The organism is Paenarthrobacter aurescens (assembly GCF_025421775.1).
In the GTDB taxonomy this organism is placed as follows: Bacteria; Actinomycetota; Actinomycetes; order Actinomycetales; family Micrococcaceae; genus Arthrobacter; species Arthrobacter aurescens_B.
Genome location: NZ_JAOEFX010000011.1, coordinates 199,166 through 224,780 on the forward strand (window position 1 = coordinate 199,166; position 25,615 = coordinate 224,780).

At 62.5% G+C, this 25,615-nt stretch carries 23 protein-coding genes and 1 tRNA gene; 22 read left to right on the forward strand and 2 right to left on the reverse strand.

From position 1 onward, the window contains the following. Nucleotides 1-23 precede the first annotated feature (23 nt). The 8 genes from ribD (at nucleotide 24) to hisF (ending at nucleotide 5,794) form a co-directional block, all read left to right on the forward strand. Nucleotides 24-1,115, forward strand: coding sequence for a bifunctional diaminohydroxyphosphoribosylaminopyrimidine deaminase/5-amino-6-(5-phosphoribosylamino)uracil reductase RibD (gene ribD / locus N7568_RS20960; RefSeq protein ID WP_261611714.1), 1,092 nt, complete (start codon nucleotides 24-26; stop codon nucleotides 1,113-1,115). Then, a complete protein-coding gene (locus N7568_RS20965) occupies nucleotides 1,115-1,744 on the forward strand; it encodes a riboflavin synthase (protein ID WP_261611689.1) in 630 nt (209 codons plus the stop codon). Before ribD ends, N7568_RS20965 begins: the two co-directional genes overlap by 1 nt. After that, on the forward strand, nucleotides 1,741-2,436 hold the full coding sequence (gene ribB / locus N7568_RS20970) for a 3,4-dihydroxy-2-butanone-4-phosphate synthase (RefSeq protein ID WP_261611690.1): 696 nt from the start codon (nucleotides 1,741-1,743) through the stop codon (nucleotides 2,434-2,436). Before N7568_RS20965 ends, ribB begins: the two co-directional genes overlap by 4 nt. After that, nucleotides 2,433-3,137 (forward strand): GTP cyclohydrolase II, encoded by a 705-nt coding sequence (ribA, locus tag N7568_RS20975; RefSeq protein ID WP_261611691.1) that lies wholly within the window; start codon nucleotides 2,433-2,435, stop codon nucleotides 3,135-3,137. Before ribB ends, ribA begins: the two co-directional genes overlap by 4 nt. 18 nt (nucleotides 3,138-3,155) lie before the next feature. Continuing rightward, a complete protein-coding gene (gene ribH / locus N7568_RS20980; protein ID WP_261611692.1) occupies nucleotides 3,156-3,641 on the forward strand; it encodes a 6,7-dimethyl-8-ribityllumazine synthase in 486 nt (161 codons plus the stop codon). Nucleotides 3,642-3,747: 106 nt separating this feature from the next. Next, a complete protein-coding gene (locus tag N7568_RS20985; RefSeq protein ID WP_018778638.1) occupies nucleotides 3,748-4,011 on the forward strand; it encodes a phosphoribosyl-ATP diphosphatase in 264 nt (87 codons plus the stop codon). Nucleotides 4,012-4,095: 84 nt separating this feature from the next. Then, the gene (gene hisG / locus N7568_RS20990; RefSeq protein ID WP_231338928.1) at nucleotides 4,096-4,956 is read left to right on the forward strand and encodes an ATP phosphoribosyltransferase; all 861 of its coding nucleotides are present in this window, start codon (nucleotides 4,096-4,098) and stop codon (nucleotides 4,954-4,956) included. A 61-nt stretch (nucleotides 4,957-5,017) separates the two neighbouring features. Beyond that, nucleotides 5,018-5,794 (forward strand): imidazole glycerol phosphate synthase subunit HisF, encoded by a 777-nt coding sequence (hisF, locus tag N7568_RS20995; RefSeq protein WP_261611693.1) that lies wholly within the window; start codon nucleotides 5,018-5,020, stop codon nucleotides 5,792-5,794. Between the two features lie 73 nt (nucleotides 5,795-5,867). Here hisF and N7568_RS21000 read toward each other — a convergent pair whose 3' ends face one another. Further along, a complete protein-coding gene (locus N7568_RS21000; protein ID WP_261611715.1) occupies nucleotides 5,868-6,512 on the reverse strand; it encodes a TIGR03085 family metal-binding protein in 645 nt (214 codons plus the stop codon). Nucleotides 6,513-6,601: 89 nt separating this feature from the next. Between N7568_RS21000 and hisI the strand changes: the two genes are divergently transcribed. The 11 genes from hisI to pyk all read left to right on the forward strand — a co-directional run bounded on the left by hisI (nucleotide 6,602) and on the right by pyk (nucleotide 21,838). Further along, complete coding sequence (hisI, locus tag N7568_RS21005; RefSeq protein ID WP_261611694.1) at nucleotides 6,602-7,018, forward strand: phosphoribosyl-AMP cyclohydrolase; 417 nt, start codon at nucleotides 6,602-6,604, stop codon at nucleotides 7,016-7,018. Between the two features lie 58 nt (nucleotides 7,019-7,076). Beyond that, complete coding sequence (locus N7568_RS21010; protein ID WP_261611695.1) at nucleotides 7,077-8,657, forward strand: anthranilate synthase component I; 1,581 nt, start codon at nucleotides 7,077-7,079, stop codon at nucleotides 8,655-8,657. Continuing rightward, nucleotides 8,657-9,262, forward strand: a complete 606-nt coding sequence (locus N7568_RS21015) for a Trp biosynthesis-associated membrane protein (RefSeq protein WP_439899000.1) — start codon at nucleotides 8,657-8,659, stop codon at nucleotides 9,260-9,262. The genes N7568_RS21010 and N7568_RS21015 overlap by 1 nt, the downstream gene beginning before the upstream one ends. A 132-nt stretch (nucleotides 9,263-9,394) precedes the next feature. Next, nucleotides 9,395-9,667: an HGxxPAAW family protein gene (locus N7568_RS21020; RefSeq protein WP_261611697.1), complete on the forward strand. Its 273-nt coding sequence runs from the start codon at nucleotides 9,395-9,397 to the stop codon at nucleotides 9,665-9,667. Nucleotides 9,668-9,669: 2 nt separating this feature from the next. After that, nucleotides 9,670-10,488 carry an indole-3-glycerol phosphate synthase TrpC gene (gene trpC, locus N7568_RS21025; RefSeq protein WP_261611698.1) on the forward strand — a complete coding sequence of 273 codons (819 nt, stop codon included), beginning with the start codon at nucleotides 9,670-9,672 and terminating at the stop codon, nucleotides 10,486-10,488. A gap of 114 nt (nucleotides 10,489-10,602) precedes the next feature. Continuing rightward, the gene (gene trpB / locus N7568_RS21030; protein WP_261611699.1) at nucleotides 10,603-11,979 is read left to right on the forward strand and encodes a tryptophan synthase subunit beta; all 1,377 of its coding nucleotides are present in this window, start codon (nucleotides 10,603-10,605) and stop codon (nucleotides 11,977-11,979) included. Beyond that, nucleotides 11,979-12,791, forward strand: coding sequence for a tryptophan synthase subunit alpha (trpA, locus tag N7568_RS21035; protein ID WP_261611700.1), 813 nt, complete (start codon nucleotides 11,979-11,981; stop codon nucleotides 12,789-12,791). The genes trpB and trpA overlap by 1 nt, the downstream gene beginning before the upstream one ends. A gap of 21 nt (nucleotides 12,792-12,812) precedes the next feature. Continuing rightward, the gene (gene lgt, locus N7568_RS21040) at nucleotides 12,813-13,967 is read left to right on the forward strand and encodes a prolipoprotein diacylglyceryl transferase (RefSeq protein WP_261611701.1); all 1,155 of its coding nucleotides are present in this window, start codon (nucleotides 12,813-12,815) and stop codon (nucleotides 13,965-13,967) included. A 259-nt stretch (nucleotides 13,968-14,226) separates the two neighbouring features. After that, nucleotides 14,227-18,840: a glutamate synthase large subunit gene (gene gltB, locus N7568_RS21045; RefSeq protein WP_261611702.1), complete on the forward strand. Its 4,614-nt coding sequence runs from the start codon at nucleotides 14,227-14,229 to the stop codon at nucleotides 18,838-18,840. Then, a complete protein-coding gene (locus tag N7568_RS21050) occupies nucleotides 18,833-20,290 on the forward strand; it encodes a glutamate synthase subunit beta (RefSeq protein WP_261611703.1) in 1,458 nt (485 codons plus the stop codon). Before gltB ends, N7568_RS21050 begins: the two co-directional genes overlap by 8 nt. A 54-nt stretch (nucleotides 20,291-20,344) precedes the next feature. Further along, nucleotides 20,345-21,838, forward strand: a complete 1,494-nt coding sequence (gene pyk / locus N7568_RS21055; protein WP_261611704.1) for a pyruvate kinase — start codon at nucleotides 20,345-20,347, stop codon at nucleotides 21,836-21,838. A gap of 134 nt (nucleotides 21,839-21,972) precedes the next feature. Here the strand turns inward: pyk and N7568_RS21060 are convergent, their stop codons facing one another. Next, nucleotides 21,973-22,578, reverse strand: a complete 606-nt coding sequence (locus N7568_RS21060) for an ANTAR domain-containing response regulator (RefSeq protein ID WP_011774540.1) — start codon at nucleotides 22,576-22,578, stop codon at nucleotides 21,973-21,975. A gap of 188 nt (nucleotides 22,579-22,766) precedes the next feature. Between N7568_RS21060 and N7568_RS21065 the strand changes: the two genes are divergently transcribed. The 3 genes from N7568_RS21065 (at nucleotide 22,767) to N7568_RS21075 (ending at nucleotide 25,487) form a co-directional block, all read left to right on the forward strand. After that, nucleotides 22,767-22,848: transfer RNA gene (locus tag N7568_RS21065), tRNA-Leu, on the forward strand. A 773-nt stretch (nucleotides 22,849-23,621) separates the two neighbouring features. After that, a complete protein-coding gene (locus tag N7568_RS21070) occupies nucleotides 23,622-25,124 on the forward strand; it encodes an APC family permease (RefSeq protein ID WP_261611705.1) in 1,503 nt (500 codons plus the stop codon). Between the two features lie 189 nt (nucleotides 25,125-25,313). Further along, nucleotides 25,314-25,487 carry a hypothetical protein gene (locus N7568_RS21075; protein WP_261611706.1) on the forward strand — a complete coding sequence of 58 codons (174 nt, stop codon included), beginning with the start codon at nucleotides 25,314-25,316 and terminating at the stop codon, nucleotides 25,485-25,487. Nucleotides 25,488-25,615: the final 128 nt, after the last annotated feature.

Below are 25,615 nucleotides of genomic sequence, written 5' to 3' on the forward strand. Positions count from 1 at the left end.
ACACCCCGGCCGAGAGCGCGGCCATGGTTGCCGCCCTGACAGCTGCCCTTGCCGGTCCCCGCGGAGCGAATCCCTTGGTCGGTGCAGTGATCCTCAGCCCGGAAGGCGAGCAACTTGCCACCGGCTACCATCGTGGCGCGGGAACGGCGCATGCAGAGGCCGATGCCATTTCCGAAGCGCGTCAGCGCGGCGTCGACATCGTGGGAACAACCATGGTTGTCACGCTCGAACCCTGTAACCACATAGGCCGCACCGGACCCTGTGCCCAGGCGATCATTGCCGCGGGAATCGCCAAGGTGATTTACGCCGTCGACGATCCGCATGACCCCGCCGCCGGCGGTGCACGGACGCTCCGTGCGGCCGGTGTTGAGGTGCGGTCCGGTCTGGCGCTTGCCGAGTCGCTGGACCTCAACCGCGAATGGTTCGACGCCGTTGCCGCCAAACGTCCTTTCGTCACCTTGCACATCGCACAGACCTTGGACAGCCGCATCGCTGCTGCGGACGGCACGAGCCAGTGGATCTCCAGTCCTGAGTCGCTCGCCGACAACCACAGCCTGCGGGGGCTTATCGACGCGATCCTGGTGGGAACCGGTACGGTCCTGATTGACAACCCCCGGCTGACGGCCCGAACCCCGGACGGCCGGCTTTCGGAACGCCAGCCGCTGCGCGCCGTCATGGGTCTGAGGGAAGTCCCTCAAGATGCTGCTGTCCGCGGAACGGACGGGCGTTTTGTCCACCTGCCGACACGCGTTCCGGCCGAAGCGTTGAGCACTCTGTTCGATCAAGGCGTCAGGCACGTCATGGTGGAAGGCGGCTCCAGCATTTTGAGCACGTTCCTGGCCGCTGATTTGGTGGATGAGTTGATCGTCTACCTGGCACCCACGCTGTTGGGCTCCGGAACTCCGGCCCTGAACGACCTCGGAATCACCACGCTGGCCGACGCCCAGCACTGGTCCTGGGACGAAGCCGACGGCGGTGCGGTCCGCGTCCTGGGCAATGACCTTCGGCTGCATTTGCGGTCCACAAGGGCCGCCAACACCAACAAGAATTCGATTCCGCAGGAGAGTTTGGCTTCACACAGTGAAGCTGCGGAATATGTCACAGGAGGACACTGATGTTTACCGGAATCGTTGCAGAACAAGGCACTGTGCTGGGCATTGAGCACGACGGCGATGCCAGCGCCACCTTGCGCTTGAAGGCACCGACCACCACCGGCGACCTGGCCCTGGGCGGATCCATTGCCGTCAACGGAGTGTGCCTGACGGCTACGCGCATCGACGGTCAGGATTTCAGCGTTGATGTCATGGGCGAAACCCTCATCCGCACCACCATCGGGGATCTGGCGCCAGGTGATGCCGTGAACCTGGAACGCTGTGTTCCAGCCGGCGGACGCCTGGACGGCCATGTAGTGCAGGGCCATGTTGACGGCGTCGGTGAGCTGTTGGAACGCGAAGCGCTGGGTAACTGGGATCGCCTGCGGTTTGGAATCCCGGCCCCGCTGGCACGGTACATCGCAGAGAAGGGCTCGATCGCCGTCGACGGTGTCTCGCTGACCGTGACCGCTGTCAGTCCCGCGGCCGAAACGGCTCCGTGGTTTGAGGTGGGACTGATCCCCACCACACTGGAGGAAACCGGTCTGGGCGCCAAGCCTGTAGGTGGACGCGTCAACCTCGAAGTGGATGTGCTGGCCAAATACACCGAGCGCCTTTTGTCCTTCGCACCGCAGCAGGGGAGCACCCGATGAGCGCCCCCGCAAAGACATCGCCTGCGGGCTCGCCCCGTACCGGACTGGATCCTGTTGAAGCCGCCATCGCAGCAATGGCGGCGGGCCAGGCCGTGATCGTGGTGGACAACGAGGACCGCGAAAATGAAGGTGACATCATCTTCGCCGCCGAGCACGCCACGCCGGCGCTTATGGGATGGACCATCCGCTATTCATCCGGGGTCATTTGCGTCCCCCTGGACGGCGACCGCGCGGACGCCCTCATCCTTCCGCCCATGGTGGAGATCAACGAGGACGCCAAGGGAACCGCCTACACCGTCTCCTGCGACGCCGCGATTGGAGTCAGCACCGGGATCTCAGCCACGGACCGCGCGCTGACGGCCCGGATTCTGGCAGATCCGAGCAGCACGCCGGCATCGATCACGCGTCCCGGGCATATTTTCCCGTTGCGTGCGGTTAACGGTGGAGTGCGTGAACGTCCAGGACACACGGAAGCTGCCGTGGACCTGTGTCGTCTTGCCGGGCTTGCCCCGGTGGGTGTGATCGCAGAGTTGGTACATGACGACGGTGAAATGATGCGCCTGGACAGCCTGCGTGATTTCGCCGCCGAACATGGATGCCCCCTCATCTCCATCGAGGACCTGGTGTCGTATGTTGAGGCGGTAGAGTCCCAGACGGCACGTGTTTCACAGGAGGACGAGGAGAAGCGATGACCGCATCGACCACACGCAGCAGCGACCACACCGGCCCCGCGCCACACTCTGTGACCGGCGGGCCGATCGTCCAGCTGCCCACAGCCTTCGGTGACTTCGTGGCACAAGCCTGGACGGACAATGAGACCGGCCACGAGCACCTTGCCGTGAGTTCACCCAACCCTCCCCAAGGCGGACGCGCGCCGCTGGTACGCCTCCATTCCGAGTGCCTTACCGGCGACGTGTTCGGTTCCTACCGCTGCGATTGCGGAGAGCAGCTGGCTTTCGCGCTGGAGCTCATTCACGCAGAGGGCGGAACCCTGCTCTACCTGCGCGGACAGGAGGGCCGCGGCATCGGGCTGGCCAACAAGATTAAGGCTTATGCGCTGCAGGAAGCCGGCTTCGACACGGTTGAAGCCAACGAGCAGCTGGGTTTGCCGGTTGATGCGCGTTCATACGCCGCGGCAGGTCAGATCCTCGCCGAGATGGGTCTTCACGAAGTCCGGCTGCTGAGCAACAACCCGGACAAGCAGCATCGCCTGGACAAGGCCGGAGTGAATGTTGTGGAAATGGTGCCCACTGAGGTGCCGTCCCGCGAACAGAACCTGCGCTACCTGCAGACCAAGAAGGACCGGATGGACCATCGGTTAACACTCGATGTTGAGCCGGTCAGCAATGGCAAGACACCTTCAACGCACACCTTTGACAACAACCAAGACTGAACGGATCCACACCACACCATGAGCGGACACGGCGCGCCCACCATCGACCTCACCACCCTCAGCCCTGAGGAAACCTCGCAGCTCAAGCTCGCCATCGTGGCGGCAAGCTGGCATACGCAGATCATGGACGGATTGGTAGACGGCGCCCTTCGCGCCGCCAAGGAAGCCGGCATTTCCGAGCCCACGCTGCTGCGGGTTCCGGGCAGTTTTGAGCTTCCGGTTGCTGCTGCCAGGCTGGCGCCGCACTTTGACGCCGTCGTAGCACTTGGTGTTGTCATCCGCGGCGGAACGCCGCACTTTGATTACGTCTGCCAGGCCGCGACGTCGGGACTCACCGATGTCAGTGTCCGCACCGGCGTACCGGTTGGCTTCGGTGTCCTCACCTGCGATACCGAGCAGCAGGGCCTGGACCGCGCCGGCCTCCCCGGCTCCAAGGAAGACAAGGGGCACGAAGCGGTAACCGCTGCCCTCGCCACGGCGGTAACTCTCAAGCAGTACAGCTAGGACCATTGCTGTTGAAGGGGATGTGCGTGTGTCTTCACTCACATCCCCTTCGTCATGCAACGCCCCAACACGCGGTGGCCGCCCCAGAGGAAGTAGTCTGGAGGGCGTGAAGAATTTCGAGACGCTGTTCGCAGAACTGAGTGAGAAAGCAGCGACCCGCCCGGCAGGCTCGCGCACGGTTGCCGAACTGGACTCCGGAATCCACGGCATCGGCAAGAAGGTGGTCGAAGAGGCCGCTGAAGTCTGGATGGCCGCGGAGTACGAATCAGACGAAGCCGCCGCTGAGGAAATCTCCCAGTTGCTGTACCACCTGCAGGTCCTCATGCTCGCCAAGGGCCTCAGCCTGGAAGACGTTTACAAGCATCTCTAGCCACGCCACTCCGCGTGCCTGTTGCGGAGCCCCCTGCGTGGCCAAGGTGCCTGAAAACCTCCATTCCAAAAAGAAAGTCTCCCAATGCTCCGTGTAGCAGTCCCCAACAAGGGATCCCTGTCCGAAGCCGCCTCGGCAATGCTGTCCGAGGCCGGTTACCGCCAACGCCGCGACACCCGCGAACTGGTGATGGTGGATCCCGACAATGACATTGAATTCTTCTTCCTCCGGCCCCGCGACATCGCTGTCTACGTCGGTCAGGGAACCCTGGACGTCGGCATCACCGGCAGGGACCTCCTGCTCGACGCGAAGGTCGAAGCCGAGGAAATACTTCCATTGGGCTTTGCACCGTCAACTTTCCGTTTCGCGGGTCCCGTTGGCGATTTTGCCGGCGTCGAACAGCTTGAAGGCAAGCGCCTCGCGACCAGCTACGACGGCCTCCTGCGCGACTACCTCGCCGAGCGCGGCGTCAATGCCAAGGTTGTCCGCCTGGACGGTGCCGTGGAATCCTCAGTACGTTTGGGCGTCGCGGATGCTATTGCCGACGTCGTGGAAACCGGGAATACCCTCAAGGCTGCCGGTATGGAAATCTTTGGCGATCCCATCCTGAAGTCAGAAGCCGTGCTGATCCGCCGATCGGGGTCCGGTGGGGCTGCCAATGGAACTGCCAAGGAAATCGACATCCTTATCCGGCGTCTCCAGGGCGTCCTCGTGGCACGCCAGTATGTGCTCATGGACTACGACATCCGCAAGGACCTGGTGGAAGACGCCGCGGCACTCACCCCTGGCCTTGAATCGCCGACTGTTTCGCCGTTGCGCGATTCCGAGTGGGTTGCAGTGCGGTCCATGGTCCCCAAGAAGGAAACCAACCGCATCATGGACGAGCTCTACGACCTCGGCGCCCGCGCCATCCTGGTCAGCAGCATCCACGCCTGCCGGATCTGACCCCCGGGTCGGTCGAGCCGAGCATCAAACAGCAGAGCCCAGCAGAATCTAGGAGCAGCACATGGCTGTAGCCGTACGCGTCATTCCCTGCCTGGACGTCGACGCCGGTCGCGTCGTCAAGGGGGTCAATTTCGAAGGCCTTCGCGATGCCGGTGATCCGGTGGAACTCGCGCATAGATATGACAATGGCGGGGCCGACGAACTCACGTTCCTCGACGTCACGGCGTCATCGGGCAACCGTGAAACCACATTCGACGTGGTCCGCCGCACCGCAGAAGAAGTGTTCATACCCCTGACCGTTGGCGGCGGCGTCCGTGGCGTGGCGGAGGTGGACAAGCTCCTGCGTTTCGGCGCGGACAAGGCATCCATCAACACCGCTGCCGTGGCGCGGCCCGACGTCATCGACGAAATCACCCGTCATTTCGGTTCTCAGGTGCTGGTGCTCTCCGTCGATGCGCGCCGGACCCGTGAAGGTGACGTCCCGACGTCGTCCGGTTTTGAAGTGACCACCCACGGTGGCCGGACCGGCACAGGAATCGACGCCATTGCCTGGGCCAAGGAAGCCGCAGACCGGGGTGTGGGAGAAATCCTGCTTAACTCGATCGACGCGGACGGCACCAAGGACGGCTTCGACCTCGAACTGATCCGCTTGGTCCGCGCTGCGGTAAACATTCCGATCATTGCCTCGGGTGGCGCTGGGGTGCCTGCGCACTTCCCGCCTGCCGTTGAAGCCGGCGCAGACGCTGTGCTGGCTGCCTCGGTATTCCACTTTGGACCTGACGACATGATCGCCCAGGTCAAGACCGCTATTCGCGGGGCCGGCTTCGAGGTCCGCTAGTTTTTATGGCTTGAACAACAATGGAGGGTCACCTGCAAGGTGACCCTCCATTGTTGTTCAAGCCTGTTGGCGGTTAGAGGCCGATGTCCGCTGACTGCAAAAGCGCGACAGCGTCCGGCTGGCCTTCGAAAGTGACGAGTGCCTGGCTGGTACGGCCGTGCGCATGCATGAGCAATTCGCCCGGTTCGCCAACAATCGCGACCGAAACGGGGGCGCGCTTGGCGACATGCCGTGGCCCGGTGGGTCGTACCAGCACGATGCCGAGGTCCACGCCGCGGTACAGGAAGGCGGCCCGTTTGATGAGGTCGTCCCAGAGGGCATCCGAGTATGCTTCATCGAGTGCCCGGGGCGCCCAACGGTCGCCGGCGCGGCGGACGTCCTCGGTGTGGACAAAGTACTCAATAAGGTTGGACGTCTCATCCAGGGCTTTGATCTTCAAGGGGGAGAGGGCCGGAGGGCCGGCGCGGAACGTCTTGATGAGGTCCGCGTAGGCGTCCGGGCTCTTGAGCTTGGCTGCAAGTTTGGAGGTGGCCTTTTCCGAGGCCTTGCCCAAACTGGGAATCAGAAGGCCCAAACCCACTGCAATCTTCCGTTCGCGCAGATACAAATGCGCAGCAAGATCCCGGGTCAGCCACCCTTCGCAGAGCGTGGGGGAGTCAGGCCCGGCCGCCAGCAGGGTTTCGGCCAGTACTTCTCGGGAAGGATCGACGAAATGCATCACTTGTGAAACTAGCACGATCGGGGCGCTCTTGCGCAGTGGAACCGCCGCAGAATGCGGCTCCCGTCGAAGGCACTAGACTTGATCTGATGTCAGAGCAGTCCGCCCCCAGCCCAACTCCTGCCGCGGAGCCTTCCAGCGACCCTGCGGGTCCCTTGCCGCAGGAGATCGCCAGTGCCCTCAAACGTGATGCGTCCGGCTTGGTAGCCGCCATTGTGCAGCAGCACGACACCAATGAGGTCCTCATGCTCGGCTGGATGGATGACGAGGCTCTCCACCGCACTATGACGTCCGGTCGCGTGACGTTCTATTCGCGCTCCCGCCAGGAGTACTGGCGCAAGGGCGACACCTCCGGACACGTACAGTTCGTGAAGTCTGTCGCCCTTGACTGCGACGGCGACGCCCTCCTGATCCGTGTGGACCAGGTCGGCGCGGCCTGCCACACCGGAACCCGCACCTGCTTCGACGGGCGCGACTTCACAGTCGTTACGGGCAACCGCGACTAAGGCACCCCCTACTTTCCACTGACGCACCACCTCAGACCATAAGGCGGAGAACATAGCAATGCAGGACCTTGGAATCATTAGCCCGGGCCTGGAAGAGTTCCGCGAACTCGCCGTCCACAGCCGTGTCATCCCTGTCCGACTCAAGGTCCTGGCGGACGCCGAGACCCCCATCGGCCTGTACCGGAAGCTCGCCAAGGGACAGCCCGGAACGTTCCTCTTGGAATCCGCAGCGGTGGGGGGAGCCTGGTCTCGCTACTCCTTCATTGGTTCCAAGTCGCGGGCCACTCTGACTACCAAAGACGGCCAGGCCCATTGGATCGGCGAGCCACCCGTTGGCGTGCCAGTCTCCGGCAACCCCGTGGAAGCAGTGCGCGATACCATTGCCGCCCTGCAAACCGACCGCTTTGAAGGACTGCCGCCGTTCACTTCAGGACTGGTTGGCTTCCTCGGCTGGGAAGCCGTGCGCCACTGGGAACGGCTGACGTCCCCGCCCGAGGATGACCTGCAGCTGCCCGAGATGGCACTGAACCTGGTCACCGACATGGCAGTACATGACAACGTGGATGGAACCGTCCTCCTCATCGCCAACGCCATCAACTTTGATGACAGTACAGAGCGGGTGGATGACGCCTGGCATGACGCCGTTGCCCGGGTAAAGGCCCTGCTGGATCAGATCAGCACACCTGTTGCCCAGCCGGTCTCGGTCTTGGAAACCGCAGCACTGGACTTCGCGTCCAGCGTGCAGGAGCGGTGGGACGAGGCCAAGTACCTGGAAGCCATTGACCGCGGCAAGGAAGCCATTGTTGACGGCGAAGTCTTCCAGGTGGTGATTTCCCGGCGATTCGAAATGGAGTGCGCTGCTGATCCCCTGGATGTCTACCGCGTCCTGCGCAATACCAATCCGAGCCCGTACATGTATCTCTTCAGCCTTGAGGATGCGGACGGCCGCGAGTACTCGATCGTGGGTTCGTCACCGGAAGCTTTGGTTACGGTGACCGGGGAGGAAGTCATTACCCACCCCATCGCCGGTTCCCGCCCACGGGGGAAGACCGTTGAGGCCGACAAAGCCCTCGCCACGGAACTGCTGGCCGACCAGAAGGAACGGGCCGAGCACCTGATGCTGGTGGACCTCTCGCGCAACGACCTTTCCAAGGTGTGTGTGGCAGGCACCGTGGACGTTACCCAGTTCATGGAAGTTGAGCGGTTCAGCCACATCATGCACCTCGTGTCCACCGTGGTGGGGGAGCTTGCGCCCCATGCCAAGGCGTACGACGTCCTCAAGGCAACGTTCCCGGCAGGGACCCTGTCCGGAGCGCCAAAGCCCCGCGCGCTTCGCCTGCTGGATGAACTCGAACCCCACCGGCGCGGGATCTACGGTGGCGTGGTTGGCTACCTCGACTTTGCAGGCGACATGGACATGGCCATCGCCATCCGCTCCGCCCTGCTCCGTGAGGGCCGCGCCTATGTGCAGGCCGGCGGTGGAATCGTGGCAGATTCGCACAAGCCTTCAGAGGCGTTGGAGACCGTGAACAAGGCCGCGGCGCCCCTGCGGGCCGTGCACACAGCAGGTTCGCTGCAGAACATTTCCGCTGAAACGGTGCGGAAGGCCGAAGTTCTCGACGACGGGACGTCCGCCTGATGAGCATGGCATCCCCACTGCCCCCTGTCCGCAAGCCTCCGCGTTGGGCCCGCAAATCCACGCTGGTCCTTGCCACCGTAATCCTGGCGCTGGCAGTCTTCGGGGCTACGACACAGACCTGGATCGAGGTGCAGTTGGACCCCACCGGGGCGTCCAACAGCGACCTCCATGTCCAAGGGAGCAAAGCGGCCACCGCGGTAACGGCGTTGGCCGTTGTCGCTTTGGCGGGCGGGCTGGCAGCGTCCATTGCCGGGAAGATCGCCCGCTGGATCATCGCGGCCCTCGTCGTGTTGTCCGCTGCGGGGATCATCATGGCCGCCATCACGGTTCTGTTGGACCCACTGGGTGCCGCGCAGGGGTCCATTGCTGCTGCCACGGGTGTTTCCGGCGGGCAGGCCAACGCAACCGCAACCGCGTTCCCGATCGTGGCCATCGTTGCAGGCTCCCTCCTTGCTGTCTGCGCCGTCGTCTTGCCCGTGGCCGGGCGGCACTGGGCGTCGCGAACCAAGTACGACGCCGGAAGACGGGGCAAGCAAAGCGGCAACGGGCCCGTGGACGAGATCGACAGCTGGGACAGCCTGACACGCGGGGAAGACCCCACGTAAGCAGCCGTATCGGGCTTTCGGGCGGGTCAAGCGCAACAAAAGCGCCGACGCCGGTCCTGACGTCGGACGATGTCCCGGCCGCCGTCAATAAATGGCAGAATGTAAGCAGTATTCATCCTGAGGAGATTTCACATGAGCAAAACCACAGTGTCCGCAAACCAAGCTCAATCCACCATGGCAAGCCACGCTGATGCCATTGGTCACGGAAACAGCCCGGCTGCATGGACCTGCGTACTTGTGATGCTGGTCGGTGCCCTGATTTCCTCCATCGCCTTCGTGATCGCCAGCACTCCGATCTTCGTTGGTGGCTTGGTCGTCATGGTCATCGGCCTCATCGTGGGCGGCGTCATGCGCAAGGCGGGCTACGGAGTAGGCGGCAGCAAGCTGCAGAACAACGGCCACTAATCGTGACCGTTCTTGATGACATCATCGTTGGCGTCAAGGAGGAGATGGAGGCGCGTAGCCGCCTCGTATCCCTCGCGGAGCTGAAGGACCGCGCCGCAAGTGCTGCTCCGGCCCGTGATGCGTGGGCAGCCCTGGGCGGTCCCTCATCCAGCCGCAACGATCTCAAGGTCATCGCAGAGATCAAGCGCCGCAGCCCGTCGAAGGGCGACCTCGCACCTATCGCGGATCCAGCGTCGCTAGCAGTCCAGTACGCCGACGGCGGAGCTTCCGTCATCAGCGTGCTGACCGAACAGCGCCGTTTCGGCGGTTCGCTGGCTGACCTCGATGCCGTGCGTGCCGCCGTCGAGACGCCGTTGCTCCGCAAGGACTTCACGGTGGACGAGTACCAGATTTGGGAGGCCCGTGCGCACGGTGCCGACCTCATCCTCCTTATTGTCGCGGCACTGTCTGACGCGGAGCTTGTCGAATTCAGTGCGCTGAGCCACGAGCTCGGCATGAACGTGCTGGTTGAGACGCACACCGAGGAAGAAATTGAGCGCGCTGTTGCGGCGCAGGCAAAGATCATCGGCATCAATGTCCGCAACCTCAAGACGCTCGACGTCGACCGCTCGGTTTTCGGGTCACTGGCCGGACTGATTCCGGCTGAGGCCGTCATCGTGGCGGAATCGGGCGTCAGGGGAGCCGACGACGTATCGCATTACGCAGCGGGTGGTGCCAACGCCATCCTGGTAGGGGAGGCGCTGGTCAGCGACTCCACTCCGCGCGAACGAATCACCGAATTCAAGGCAGCTGGAGCTGCCGCCATCGCCGTCAGGAACTGAGGCAGTAACTGAATCACGGCGAACAGTCGCAAGGCAGCCCGGGCTTAGGCCTGCGGCTGCCTTGTGGCAAGTGGAACTACCCAATGAACTAACTGGAACAGGACGGTGAGACTGATGGTCGACGCGCCAACAGCCGGCTCAGAAGAGAATGCGGCTGACGCATTCCTGCAAGGTGGCCCTTCGCTGCGCAACGCCTCAGGGCCCTACTTCGGCAACTATGGCGGACGCTGGATGCCCGAATCCCTCATCGCCGCCCTTGACGAAGTCCAGGACACGTTTGAGAAAGCCAAGGCTGACCCCGAGTTCATCGCGCAGCTGAAGGACCTCAACAAGAACTACTCCGGCAGGCCTTCCCTGCTCACCGAAGCCAAGCGCTTCTCCGAGCACGCTGGCGGAGCACGCATCTTCCTCAAGCGCGAGGACCTTAACCACACCGGGTCCCACAAGATCAACAACGTCCTGGGCCAGGCACTCCTTGCCAAGCGCATGGGCAAGACCCGCGTCATCGCAGAGACCGGCGCTGGACAGCACGGCGTTGCAAGCGCCACCGCCGCAGCGCTGTTGGGACTCGAGTGCGTGGTGTACATGGGTGCCGAGGATTGCCGGCGCCAGGCTTTGAACGTTGCCCGCATGCAGCTGCTCGGTGCAACTGTTGTGCCCGTAACCAACGGGTCCCAGACGCTGAAGGATGCCATCAACGATGCCCTGCGCGACTGGGTTTCGAACGTGGAGCACACCCACTACCTTCTGGGTACCGCAGCTGGAGCACACCCGTTCCCTGCCATGGTCCGCTATTTCCACGAAGTCATCGGCGAAGAAGCCCGCAGCCAGATCCTGGAGCAGACCGGCAAACTCCCCGACGCAATTGCCGCATGTATCGGTGGCGGCTCCAACGCGATCGGATTGTTCCACGCTTTCCTTGACGACGCATCCGTGAAGATCTATGGCTTTGAAGCCGGCGGAGAAGGCGTCGAAACCGGCCGCCACGCTGCCGCCATCTCCCTGGGCCGTCCCGGCGTCCTCCACGGCGCACGGTCCTACCTCATGCAGGACGAAGACGGACAGACCATCGAGTCGCACTCCATCTCGGCGGGCCTGGACTACCCCAGCGTGGGTCCGGAGCACTCGTACTTGGCCGACATTGGGCGCGTCACGTACGAGGCCGTCACCGACACCGAAGCCATGGACGCGTTCAGCCTCCTCTGCCGGACCGAAGGCATCATCCCCGCGATCGAGTCTTCCCACGCTTTGGCCGGAGCCATCAAGATCGGCAAACGGCTCACCGAGGGCAAGGAAACTCCTTCCGAGGTCACTGTGATTGTCAACTTGTCCGGACGTGGAGACAAGGATGTGGAGACTGCCGCAGCCTGGTTCAACATGTTGGACGAGGAAGGTCACGTGAAGGGCACTACGCTGTCCACTCGAAAGCCCAAAGGGCCGGCAGAACGCGTGTCCGAAGCAGCCATGGATGTCAACGAGGACCAGAACTGATGACTGAAGAATTCGCCAGCAAATCCGCTGCCGCCATTGACCGGGCCAAGTCTGACGGCCGTGCTGCCTTGGTGGGCTACTTGCCGGCCGGCTACCCGACCGTCCAGGAGAGCATCGAGGCGGGCATTGCCCTTGCCCGCAATGGCGCCGACCTCATCGAGATCGGCATCCCGTACTCCGATCCCGTGATGGACGGCCCGGTCATCCAGGCCGCCACCACCGAGGCGATCGCCAACGGATTCAGGGTCAGCAATGTTTTTGACGTTGTTGCCGGCATCACCGCCGCTACGGATGCGGCCGTGCTGGTCATGACCTACTGGAACCCCGTCATGCGCATGGGCGTTGACGAGTTCTCCCGTCGCTTGGCCGAAGCCGGGGGAGCGGGACTCATCACCCCCGACTTGGTCCCTGACGAGGCTCATGAGTGGCTTGAAGCCTCGGACAAGTACGGATTGGACCGGGTCTTCCTCGTGGCGCCTTCCTCCACTCCGGAACGCCTCGACATGACCGTCAAAGCCAGCCGTGGATTTGTCTACGCGGTCTCGATCATGGGTGTCACCGGAACCCGGACTTCCGTCAGCAGCAGTGCGGAAGACGTCGTCGCGCGCGCCCATGCGGCCGGTGCCGAGCGTGTGTGCGTCGGTTTGGGCGTATCCAACCCGGATCATGTTCGCGAAATTGCCGCCTACGCCGATGGCGTGATCGTGGGCACCGCCCTGGTGGCAGCGCTCCGCGACGGCGGCGTGGACGCCGTCGGGCAACTCACCAAGAACCTCAGCGCCGGCTTGGGCCGCGCCGCTGCAGAAGCCTAAGAAAAAGGAAACAGCGAGCGAATGCAGACCGTCCTCCACGCAGCGGCAATGGTCCCCTTGAGTATCCCGAGCCCTTCGTGGTCCGGTTTCGACATTCCGCTGCCGTGGGGGACGTTGCGTATCCACGCCTACGCCCTCTGCATCCTGGCGGGCATCATCGTCGGCCTGTGGCTGACCTCCGCCCGTTGGAAGCGCCGGGGTGCTCCGGAAGGCAGCCTGTGGGACATTGCCATCTGGGCGATTCCGTTCGGCATTATCGGCGGCCGTCTCTACCACGTGTTCTCCTCGCCTGACGCATACTTCGGTCCGGGCTTTGACGGGACCGGGGACCTCTCGCTTATTCCGCAGATCCAGCGTGGTGGGCTGGGCATCTGGGGTGCCGTCATCCTCGGCGCAGTGGGTGCGTGGATTGGCTGCCGTCGCGCCGGTGTCAGGCTGACAGCCTTCCTGGATGCAGCGGCTCCCGGACTCCTCCTGGCCCAGGCAATTGGCCGCTTGGGAAACTGGTTCAACCAGGAACTCTTCGGTGCGCCGACCACCCTGCCGTGGGGACTCGAAATTGATCCCGCAAACGCTAATTTTCCGGCGGATATGGCTGCCGATACCCTGTTCCACCCCACGTTCCTCTACGAGATGCTGTGGAACCTGGCAGGCGTAGCCATCCTCCTGTTGCTGGACAAGAAGTTCCATTTCCGCTGGGGACGGCTCTTCTGGCTGTACGCCGTGTACTACACCCTGGGCCGCGTGTGGATTGAGGCGCTGCGCATCGACGATGCCGAGCAGATCACCCTCTTTGGCATTACCACCAGGCTCAATGTGTGGACAAGCATCTTTGTCTTCATTGCGGCGCTGGCCATCTTCTTTGTCCTTGGTCGACGCGGCCGGCCGGTGCCAGACACCCCTTATTTGCCGGGCCGTGAGCCGGAAGTGAAGGCGGAAGGGGACCCTGCTGCGGTGACGAGCGTCACCAGTCATGATGTGGACGCATCTGTCTCAGATACTGGTTCGCGTGGTAATCTCCCTGATAACCAAAGCGATCCGGGCCACGTTGACGAGCCGCAGGACACAGCAGGGAAACCGGCAAAGGACACCACGTCCTCCACGGATTCCACAGCTGCTGCAACTGCCGCAAGGAAGGCCCCCGGATCCACGCCGGATGCAGACGACACCAAGTAGTCGTATCCGGTAAAGGGGCAACAGAGTCACCGCTCGTAGGGCCCAGTCCACAGCGTCGTGGCACCCCGGAAACCGGACCGCAGCATACCGATGTTTACTGGTCAAGCCGGGGCCAGAGGTCTGCGTAACTGTTCGTTGCGCTGGATCGGCTGGCCTACAATTCCAATTACTAGCGCTTTGTTGTGCCCGTCACAGGGCAGGCAAGGTGGGGCCAACGTTGTCCCTTCCATACGCACGATCTCGAGGAAGGACGTCTCCCATGACCCATCTTCATAACCCCGGTTGGTCCGAAAATATCGAACCTCAGGGTGCCATGTCTCCGTTCAAGCGCTTCGCTGCGCTCCCGGAGGCCCAGGGTCTTTACAACCCTGATAAGGAGAAGGACGCCTGCGGCCTGGCTATTATTGCCACGCTCCGCGGGGAACCGGGATACGACATCGTGGAAGCGGCACTGACCGCCCTCCGCAATCTCGAACACCGCGGCGCCGTGGGCGCCGACGAAGGTACAGGCGACGGTGCGGGGCTGCTCATGCAGGTTCCGGACGAGTTCTTCCGTGCCGTCACCGAATTCGAACTGCCTGCTCCCGGCCAGTACGTGGTGGGAACAGCCTTCCTCCCCGCCGAATCCCGCGAAGCAGAAACCGCGAAAGCCGGCATTGAAGCCCTTGCAGCCGATGAGGGCCTGATGGTCCTCGGCTGGCGTGAGGTTCCCGTGGTCGCCGACCTCGTTGGCGCCATGGCACGGGCATGTATGCCGTACTTCTCGCAGCCGTTCTTTGCCTCCGCTGCCGGCGAGCAGCTTGAGCACAATGAGCTGGACTCCCGCGCCTGGCGTATCCGCAAGCGTGCCCAGAACAAATTCGGCGTGTACTTCCCGTCGCTGTCCTCGCGCACCATCGTCTACAAGGGCATGCTGACCACCGCCCAACTTGAGCCGTTCTACCCGGACCTCTCGGACCAGCGCTTCAAGACCAAGCTTGCGATCGTCCACTCGCGCTTCTCCACCAATACGTTCCCGTCATGGCCGTTGGCACAGCCCTTCCGAACCATCGCCCACAACGGTGAGATCAACACAGTCAAGGGCAACCGCAACTGGATGCGTGCACGCCAGTCGCAGTTGGCCAGCCCGCTGCTGGGCTCCGTCCCCGAAGAGCTGTACCCGATCTGCACCCCCGGTGCCTCGGACTCGGCGTCCTTCGATGAAGTGGCTGAACTCCTGTGGCTGTCCGGTCGCCCCATCACGCACTCCATCATGATGATGATCCCGGAAGCATGGGAGAACCATGCCACCATGGATCCCGCACGCCGTGCTTTCTACGAATACCACTCCCTGCTCATGGAGCCGTGGGACGGCCCCGCTGCAGTTTCCTTCACCGACGGCAGCCTCGTGGGCGCAACGCTGGACCGCAATGGCCTGCGCCCGGGACGCTACTGGATCACAGAAGACGGCCTCATCATCTTCGCCTCCGAAGTTGGCGTGATTGAGGTTGAACCGTCCAACGTGGTCAAGAAGGGCCGCGTCGCACCCGGCAAGATGTTCCTGGTGGACACCGAAGCCGGCCGCATCATTGACGACGCCGAGGTCAAGGCAGAAGTAGCTGCTGCAAACCCGTGGGCCGAGTGGCTCAAGGACAACCTGATCGATATCAACGAGCTTCCTGAGCGCGAGCACGTGGTCCACACCGCTGCTTCGGTCAACATCCGCCAGCGGACCTTCGGTTACACCACCGAAGAGCTGAAGATCCTGCTCGGACCCATGTCCCGCACTGGTGCCGAGCCCCTGGGCGCCATGGGTTCGGACACGCCCGTTGCTGTGCTCTCCAAACGCCCGCGCCTGCTGTTCGACTACTTCGTGCAGTCCTTCGCGCAGGTTACCAACCCGCCGCTGGATGCCATCCGCGAAGAGCTGGTTACCTCACTGAAGTGCGCCATCGGTCCGAACGGCAATCTCCTGGATGGCAAGCAGGTCCGCCAGCCGCAGATTTCCCTGCCGTTCCCCGTGATCAACAACGATCAACTCGCCAAGATCGCCAACATTGAAACGCCCGACGGCGACCGCATCGCCATGAAGGTCCGTGGCCTTTACCGTCCCGAGGGTGGAGAAGCGGCACTGCGTGCACGCTTGACCGAGATCTGCGAGCAGGTTTCCGGTGCCATCAACCGGGGTGTTCAGTACGTTGTGCTGTCCGACCGTGACTCGAACGCCCAGTGGGCGCCGATTCCTTCGCTGCTGTTGGTCAGCGCCGTGCACCACCACCTGCTCCGCAGCGCCAACCGCACCAAGACCGCGTTGGTGGTTGAAGCCGGCGACGTTCGCGAGACGCACCACGTGGCAGTACTCATCGGCTACGGTGCATCTGCCGTCAACCCGTACCTGGCCATGGAATCAGTGGAACAGCTGATCTCCAACGGCGATGTCACAGGTGTGACTGCCGAAGACGGCGTCTACAACCTCATCAAGGGCCTCGGCAAGGGTGTCCTGAAGATCATGTCCAAGATGGGCATCTCCACCGTGGCTTCCTACACGGGCGCCCAGACCTTCGAGGCACTGGGCCTTTCCCAGGAACTCGTGGACGAATTCTTCTCCGGCACGCACTCCCAGTTGGGTGGCGTTGGCCTGGACGTCATCGCTGCCGAAGTTTCGGCGCGCCACCAAATGGCTTACCCCGAGGGCGGCATCGAGCACCCGCACCAGCCGCTTCTGGGCGGCGGCGAATACCAGTGGCGCCGCGACGGCGAACCCCACCTCTTCAACCCGGAGACGGTGTTCCGCCTGCAGCACGCCACTCGCGAACGCCGCTACGACATCTTCAAGTCCTACACCAAGGGCATTGACGACCAGTCCGAGAACCTGATGACGCTGCGCGGCCTCCTCAAGTTCAAGGATGGCGTGCGTCCGGCCGTTCCGCTTGAGGAAGTGGAGCCCGTCTCCAGCATCGTCAAGCGTTTCTCCACCGGTGCCATGAGCTACGGTTCCATTTCCAAGGAAGCGCACGAGACCCTCGCAATCGCCATGAACCGCTTGGGCGCCAAGTCCAACACCGGTGAGGGTGGCGAGGACGTCGACCGTTTGCTGGACCCGGAGCGTCGCTCTGCCATCAAGCAGATTGCCTCCGGCCGGTTCGGTGTCACCAGCCTCTACCTGACGAACGCTGACGACATCCAGATCAAGATGGCGCAGGGCGCCAAGCCTGGCGAAGGTGGCCAGCTGATGGCCCAGAAGGTCTACCCCTGGGTAGCCCGGACACGTCACTCGACCCCCGGCGTCGGACTTATTTCGCCGCCCCCGCACCACGACATCTACTCGATCGAAGACCTTGCGCAGCTGATCTACGATGCCAAGCGCGCCAACCCGTCTGCCCGGGTCCACGTGAAGCTGGTTTCGGAAGTCGGGATCGGCACGGTGGCGTCCGGCGTCACCAAGGCGAAGGCCGACGTCGTGCTTGTTTCAGGACACGACGGCGGTACCGGCGCCTCGCCGCTGAACTCGCTCAAGCACGCGGGTGTGCCATGGGAACTCGGGCTTGCCGAGACCCAGCAGACCCTGATGCTCAACGGTCTCCGCGACCGCGTGGTGGTTCAGGTTGATGGCCAGCTCAAGACCGGCCGCGACGTCGTCATTGCTGCCCTGCTTGGTGGGGAAGAGTACGGCTTCGCGACAGCTCCGCTGGTGGTTTCCGGTTGCATCATGATGCGCGTCTGCCACCTCGACACGTGCCCCGTTGGCGTTGCCACGCAGAACCCTGAACTCCGTTCCCGGTTCAACGGCAAGCCCGAGTTCGTGGTCAACTTCTTCGAGTTCCTCGCAGAAGAAGTCCGCGAAATCCTTGCAGAGCTCGGTTTCCGCAGCCTGGAAGAGGCCATCGGCCACGCCGAGGTGCTGGACACCCGCGAAGCGATCAACCACTGGAAGGCCGAAGGGCTGGACCTCGATCCCATCCTGCACGGGCTGGAGTTCGACGACGACGTGCCGCTGCGCAACATGACCGGCCAGAACCACGAGCTGGACAAGCACTTCGACCAGCGGCTCATCACCATGGCCCAGGAAGCGCTCAGCGACCGCATGCCGGTCAAGATCACCCTGGACGTCATCAACACGGACCGTTCCGTGGGCACGATGCTCGGCCATGTGGTGACCAAGACCTTCGGCATCGATGTCCTGGCGACCGACACCATTGACGTCACGCTCAACGGCACCGCGGGCCAGTCCCTCGGCGCGTTCCTGCCTGCCGGCATCACGCTGCGCATGTTCGGCGATTCCAATGACTACGTAGGCAAGGGCCTTTCCGGTGGACGCATCATCGTCCGTCCGGACCGCACCAACGTGTTCCAGGCTGAACGCAACGTCATTGCCGGCAACGTGATCGGCTACGGTGCCACCAGCGGCGAAATGTTCCTGCGTGGCCAGGTGGGCGAACGGTTCCTGGTCCGCAACTCCGGTGCGACCGCCGTCGTCGAAGGCATTGGCGACCACGGTTGCGAGTACATGACCGGTGGGCAGACCCTGATCATTGGCCGCACCGGCCGCAACTTCGGTGCCGGCATGTCCGGTGGCACCGCCTACGTGCTGGACCTCCAGCCTGAGCGCGTCAACAAGATGGCCCTCGATACCGGCGAACTCCAGCTCCTGGAACTCGACGCCGAGGACCGCGACATCGTCCACGGCTTGCTGACCAAGCACGTTGAGGAAACCGAATCCGTCCTGGCCGGCCGTCTGCTCGAAAACTTCGACGACACCGCCGCCCGCATCACCAAAGTACTGCCGCGCGACTACGCCGCAGTCCTGCAAACCCGTCTCGACGCCATCGAAGAGGGCCTTGACCCCGATGGCGAAGAAGTATGGTCTCGAATCCTGGAGGTAACCGGTGGCTGATCCACGCGGATTTCTGAAAGTCCGGCAGCGCGAAACGCAGCCACGCCGTCCCGTTCCAGTCCGCATCATGGACTGGAAGGAAGTGTACGAAGCCCAGGAAAAGGGCGTCCTGAAGAGCCAGGCCGGCCGCTGCATGGACTGCGGCGTTCCCTTCTGCCACCAAGGCTGCCCCTTGGGCAACCTCATTCCCGAGTGGAATGACCTGGTGTGGCGGGACAAGGGTGAAGAAGCGATTGAACGCCTCCACGCCACGAACAACTTCCCGGAGTTCACGGGCCGGTTGTGCCCTGCACCTTGCGAAGCGTCCTGCGTGCTGGGCATCAACCAGCCCGCAGTGACCATCAAGCAGGTTGAGGTTTCGATCATTGACCAGGCGTTCGATAACGACTGGGTGCAGCCGCTCCCGCCTACGCGCCTCACCGGCAAGACGGTGGCCGTGGTGGGTTCCGGTCCTGCAGGTCTGGCCGTTGCGCAGCAGCTGACCCGTGTTGGCCACACCGTTGCTGTCTACGAACGCGACGACAAGATTGGCGGCCTGCTCCGCTACGGCATCCCCGACTTCAAGATGGAGAAGGAACAGGTTGACCGCCGCCTGGAGCAGATGAAGGCCGAAGGTACCCGCTTCCGGACCGGCGTCGCCGTCGGTACGGACGTCACGTGGGAGCAGCTGCGCCGCCGTTACGACGCCGTCGTAGTCGCCACCGGCGCTACCGTGCCGCGTGACCTGCCCATCCCGGGCCGCGACCTCGAGGGTGTCCATTTCGCCATGGATTACCTGGTTCCTTCGAACCGTATGGTGGCAGGGGAGAACCCCGAAAACCACATCGATGCCCGCGGCAAGCACGTTGTCATCCTCGGTGGTGGCGATACCGGTGCTGACTGCATCGGCACCGCCCACCGCCACCAGGCCGCTTCGGTGACCACGCTCGCGATCGGCAAGCAGCCGCCCGCCGAACGTGCCATCCACCAGCCGTGGCCGACGTTCCCCACCCTGTTCGAGGTCGCCAGCGCCCACGAAGAAGGCGGCGAGCGTACCTACCTTGCATCCACCGTTGAGTTCGTTGGAGAAAACGGCAAACTCACCGGCGTCAAAGTTGCTGAAACCGAGTTCGTGGACGGCAAACGCCTGCCCAAGGCCGGTACAGAACGGATCATCCCAGCTGACCTTGTCTTCCTGAGCCTTGGCTTTACCGGTGCTGAGCCGGCAGGAATCACGGAGCAGGTCAGCGCAGAGTTCGACGGTCGGGGCAACGTTGCCCGCGACGGCTACTACATGACGAACACCGAGGGCGTGTTTGTTGCCGGCGATGCCGGACGTGGCCAGTCACTGATTGTGTGGGCCATTGCGGAAGGCCGTGCATGTGCGGCCGCAGTGGACAAGTTCCTGATGGGAAGCACCATTCTCCCGGCACCGGTCGCCCCCACCGACCGGGCGATAGCGGTCTTATAGCGCCGGCAGGAACAACCTTTTACTCAATCAGCATGAACTACTTAGGGTAGGTATATGAGACGCGCAAAAATCGTGGCAACTTTCGGCCCGGCTATCTCCAGCTTCGACAACACCCTCGCGGTGCTGGAGGCCGGCGTCGACGTTGCTCGCATGAACATGAGCCACGGCGACTACTCCGTGCATGACATCACCTACGAGAACGTCCGCAAGGCTGCGGCGCAGCTGGGCAAGCCTGTTGCCATCATGGCTGACCTCCAGGGACCCAAGATCCGTCTTGGCCGTTTTGTTGACGGACCCCACGAGCTGGCCGTCGGCGACACCTTCACCATCACCACCGAAGACGTCCCCGGCACCAAGGACATCTGCTCCACCACGCTCAAGAGCCTCACCGAAGACGTCAACGTGGGCGACGCCCTGCTCATTGACGATGGCAAGGTGGCACTGCGGGCCGTAGAAGTAGACGACGTCAAGGTTGTTACTGTCGTGACCGTCGGCGGCAAGGTATCCAACAACAAGGGCATCAACCTGCCCGGTGTTGCCGTCAACGTCCCCGCTTTGAGCGAAAAGGACGAGGACGACCTCCGTTGGGCCCTCAAGCGTGGTGCTGACCTCATCGCCCTCTCGTTCGTGCGTGATGCCTCAGACATCAAGCGCGTCCACGAGATCATGGACGAAGAAGGCCGCCGTGTTCCGGTGATCGCCAAGATCGAAAAGCCGCAGGCAGTGGAGCAGCTCCACGAAATCATCGACGCCTTCGATGCCATCATGGTCGCCCGTGGCGACCTCGGCGTCGAGCTGCCGCTCGAAGAGGTGCCGATCGTCCAGAAGCGCGCCATTGAACTGGCACGTCGGTGGGCCAAGCCGGTCATCGTGGCTACCCAGGTCCTGGAATCCATGATCGACAACCCGCGTCCCACACGCGCCGAGGCTTCCGACTGCGCCAACGCAGTCCTCGACGGCGCCGACGCGGTCATGCTCTCCGGCGAAACTTCCGTGGGCCAGTACCCCATCGAAACCGTCAAGGTCATGGCACGGATCATCGAGTCCACCGAAGTACACGGCCTTGAGCGCGTCCCCCCGCTGGGCACCAAGCCCAAGACCCGCGGTGGCGCCATCACCCGTGCCGCCGTCGAAATCGCGGATCAGCTGGATGCCAAGTACATCTGTACTTTCACCCAGTCCGGCGACTCGGCACGACGCCTCTCGCGTCTTCGCCCCGTCAAGCCGGTCTTCGCGTTCACGCCTGTTGAACACGTCTGGAACCAGCTCGCCCTGACCTGGGGCATCCAGCCGGTTCTGGTCCCCTCCGTGGGACACACCGACGAGATGACCGCACAGGTGGACAAGAGCCTGCTGGAAATGGACCTCGTGGAGGAAGGCGACCTCGTTGTCATCGCGGCCGGTTCCCCTCCCGGACAGGCCGGTTCCACCAACTCGCTGAAGGTCCACAAGGTTGGCGACCTCGCCGACACGTCCAAGACCGACGAAGGTTCGCGCAAGGAACCCGTTGGCCCGTGGCCCGAAAAGAAGTCCAAAGCCAAGGCATAGTTCCTCGGTTTGCAAGGTGAAGTGGGTCCCGCCGTTAAGGCGGGGCCCACTTTTGTTTTTGCTTTGCAGGGGGATACGACGGCGGCCGCGAACCTCGTGCGAGGTGCGCGGCCGTCGTCGTGCGTTTCTTTTTGCTAGTTGACCTGGTTGATGATGGTCTCGGCAACCTCGCGCATGCTGAGGCGACGGTCCATGGAGGTCTTCTGGATCCAACGGAACGCTTCCGGCTCCGTCAGGCCCATCTTGGTGGTCAGGAGGCTCTTGGCGCGCTCTACAAGCTTGCGCGTGGCAAACTGCTCCTGAAGGTCCGAAACCTCATTCTCAAGCGCCTTGATTTCCTCGTGGCGGGAAAGAGCGATCTCAATGGCAGGTATAAGGTCCGCGGGGGAGAACGGCTTGACGACATAGGCCATGGCACCGGCGTCGCGTGCCCGCTCCACCAATTCCTTCTGGCTGAAAGCGGTCAGCAGCACAACAGGTGCAATGCGTGCCTTGACGATCTTCTCAGCCGCCGAAATGCCATCCATGACGGGCATCTTGACGTCCATGAGGACAAGGTCAGGCTTGAGTTCTTCGGCAAGCTGCACAGCTTTCTCGCCATTGTCTGCCTCGCCGACGACGTCGTACCCTTCGCCCTTCAGGATCTCAATAATGTCCAGGCGGATGAGGGTCTCATCCTCGGCTACGACAACGCGTCGGGCCGGCTGGGCTGTGGACGTGGACTCCGTCTGTTCGGTCACGGGATCTCCTTGAAAAGGTTCGGCGGGTTCATGTCCATCTTAGTGTGGACTCTCTGATGGCTGGTTTTTGTTGCATCAGCGCGCCCGGTTCTTTGAATCAGCCTATCTGCATGTAGAGTAGTTTCGCGTGCTGGGAAAGGATCGCGTTGCTCACAGAAATGAGAGCAGCTGACTTCCCAGTATTCCGGGCCCGAGTGGCGGAATTGGCAGACGCGCTGCACTCAAAATGCAGTATCGAAAGGTGTGTGGGTTCGAGTCCCACCTCGGGCACGGCATACCCCCTCGTCAGAGGGGGTTTTTGCTTTAACGTGTGTACATTCTGGATGGTCAGGTCCCTCTGACACGGGCCGCGGGGTGTGCCTGGCGCCGCGGGTCGCCTGTTTGGTTGTGGGGGAGCGGGGTCAAAGCCCTGGCTGGTTGGCCCTCAGCGTGCTGTGAACTGGGGTTATGGGGTCCTTTCTTGGTTCGTTCGTTAGGTCGTGGTTGGCCTACACCTCTTCATGGGTAGGGATGCTGGGCGCGACATGACTTCGCGGGCATCAGTCGAGACCACCTTGATTCCACTCGTTCCTGGCGCGGGCGGAGAACGGGCCGACCGCTGCCTTGTCAGGCTAAGGGCCGTGTGGCTCATCCAAACATTCTCTGACACCTCAGGATCGGTGCGTTGGAGTCGGCCACGGAGACGGGTTGTTCCGGATTCGGGGGCGAGCAAAGCCTGTCCAGAGTGATGCCGGGGGGCGAGGGTCAGGGGTGCCGCCAACACCAGTGAATGCATGAGGTTTTGAGGGGTAGAATCCGGCGATCGGAGTTTCCATCAAGCGCCTATCCGTTCGTCTGCGCAGCATGCTTCTGCTCACGACGACTGTAAGACGAAGGTGTTCGTAATGTATATTTCAGTATCGCCATTGACTGGCTCTTTGTAATGAACTTTACTTAGTCGTGCCGGTGACGAAGAACTCCCGGTGCGGCCTATCGGCTCGCAGGCGACAGCTTGCATGCCCCTGTGCTTCTGCAAGGCCGCAACTTGAGCAAAGAGGACAACGATGTCTGATAGCGGTATTCGGGGCAGGAAATTGAAGTCATGGGAAGCCGCGGCTCTCTCCATTGGCTTCATGGGCCCACTCATGGCGGTTTCCCTCAATGGGATCGGCGTTTCGCAACTAGTAGGCAAGGCCGTCCCCCTGGTATTCGCCTTGGGATTCGTCGGCGTTTGCCTTGTGGCCTACGGGTTCGTGCGACTGACCGGTAGATTCAACCATGCCGGATCCGTCTACGCCCTGGCGGGGCTGACGATCGGGCCTAGGGCCGGATTCATCGGCGGATTTGCACTTCTCGGCACCTACTTACTGTTCGCCGCATGCACTCTTACCGCCTGTTCGGTGTTCTTCCAGGCGTGGATCGTCGAGGCAGGATGGTCATTCGAAGCATCATGGATCCTGCTGCCAATAGCTGCAGCTGCACTGACGATCGTCTGCAATCTCAAGGAATCCCGCTTCACAACACACTTGCTGACCTACATTGGCGGAGCCGGCGTGGTGCTCATGCTCGTGCTGGGTGCGGTCATCATCTTCAAGGTCTCCACGGGGCAGGCGCCGGTTGAATCAACCGTCGACCTCAGTGTCTTCAGCTTCGAAGGCACTTCGATCGATTCCCTGATGGCAGCTACCGTGTTCGCTTTCCTTTGCTGGGCCGGATTCGAGTCTTGCGCCTCTTTAGGCGAGGAAACCGACAATCCCAAGAAGGCTATACCGATGGCACTTGGGGGAGCGGTGGTGCTGTGTGGGGCGATTTTCGTCTTCATGATGTTCGCTCAAACACTCGGTTTCGGCACATCTGATACAGGTATAGCCCTCTTTGCGGGTTCCGAATCAGCCATTACGGAGCTGGCTGGGATGTACATCGGCAAGGAATACGCACTGATCCTTGCGTTCGCTGCTGCTGCCGTTGCCTTCGCATCGACAATCAGCTCAACGGCGGCTGCGTCCCGGCTTCTGTTCGCCCTTTCGCGGGACGGCTTCGGGCCGGCAGCACTTTCCCGCGTCGACCAAAAAACGGGGGTCCCCCGCCCGGCGGTGATCGTTGCCACCATCCTCAGTCTGGCGATAGCCGTGGGCTACTGGCTTGGTGGCGTGTCAGCTTTTGACACGTTCTACTGGACAGCCACCATAGCGGTGCTGTGCCTGCTGGTTGCGTACGCCACAACGACGATCGGCGTCGGCGCCTACATTATCTCCGGTCGTGGTGGCATTCCCAAATGGGAGATGATTGTGCCCCTGCTTGGCCTCGGCTATCTCGGCTACGTCTACTTCGTGCAGGCCGTTGGCCAGGAGGCCCCATTTAGCTACTTCCCGTGGATCGCTGGAGCGTGGTGCCTGATCGGGGCAGGCATTGCCATCTTCGCCCCCAAGCTCGCCCGCCGCATCGGCCACAGGCTGGTTCAGCAGGATTCCCAGCAGCAGGACGACGCGGGACACGACTCCGGGGCTTTGCTCGGGGTGACCTCGGGAACAAACGGTAAGTTCGGCACTGAATGCGACAAGGCTTGAGCGCCGTGCCGCTTTACGACTTGGATCAACAAGTGCTGGCGGTCTGCGGCCAATTGCGGTTCTCCCCGCTGGCGATTGAATCAGCTCACGGAAGTTCCATCGTTGACTCCGAAGAGAGGGTATTGATCGACTTTTCCGCCGGCGGCGACTGCAACCCCTCAGGCCCTTTACCGGGCGTGGGAGCTCGGGGTGACTGCCATCAGCGTGGGACCAGAACGAAACGTCATAGAACTCACCCCGCCACTGATCATCACCGATGAGGAACTGTGGGAAGGTTTCGACCGGCTGGGCAGCGCATTGGCAGACGTTGCTGCAGGCAAACTGGATGACCAGGACCTCGAACGGTTTGCCGGTTGGTGCTGATTCCTAGTTCATGAGGACGAAGCGGGGGGGGGGGGCAGGTAGTTCCGGGGCCCCCCCCGATTTTGGGGTAAAAAAAAAAATAAAAAAAACCCGGGATATTGATGGGAAAAGGATTTGGGTAGGCCCCC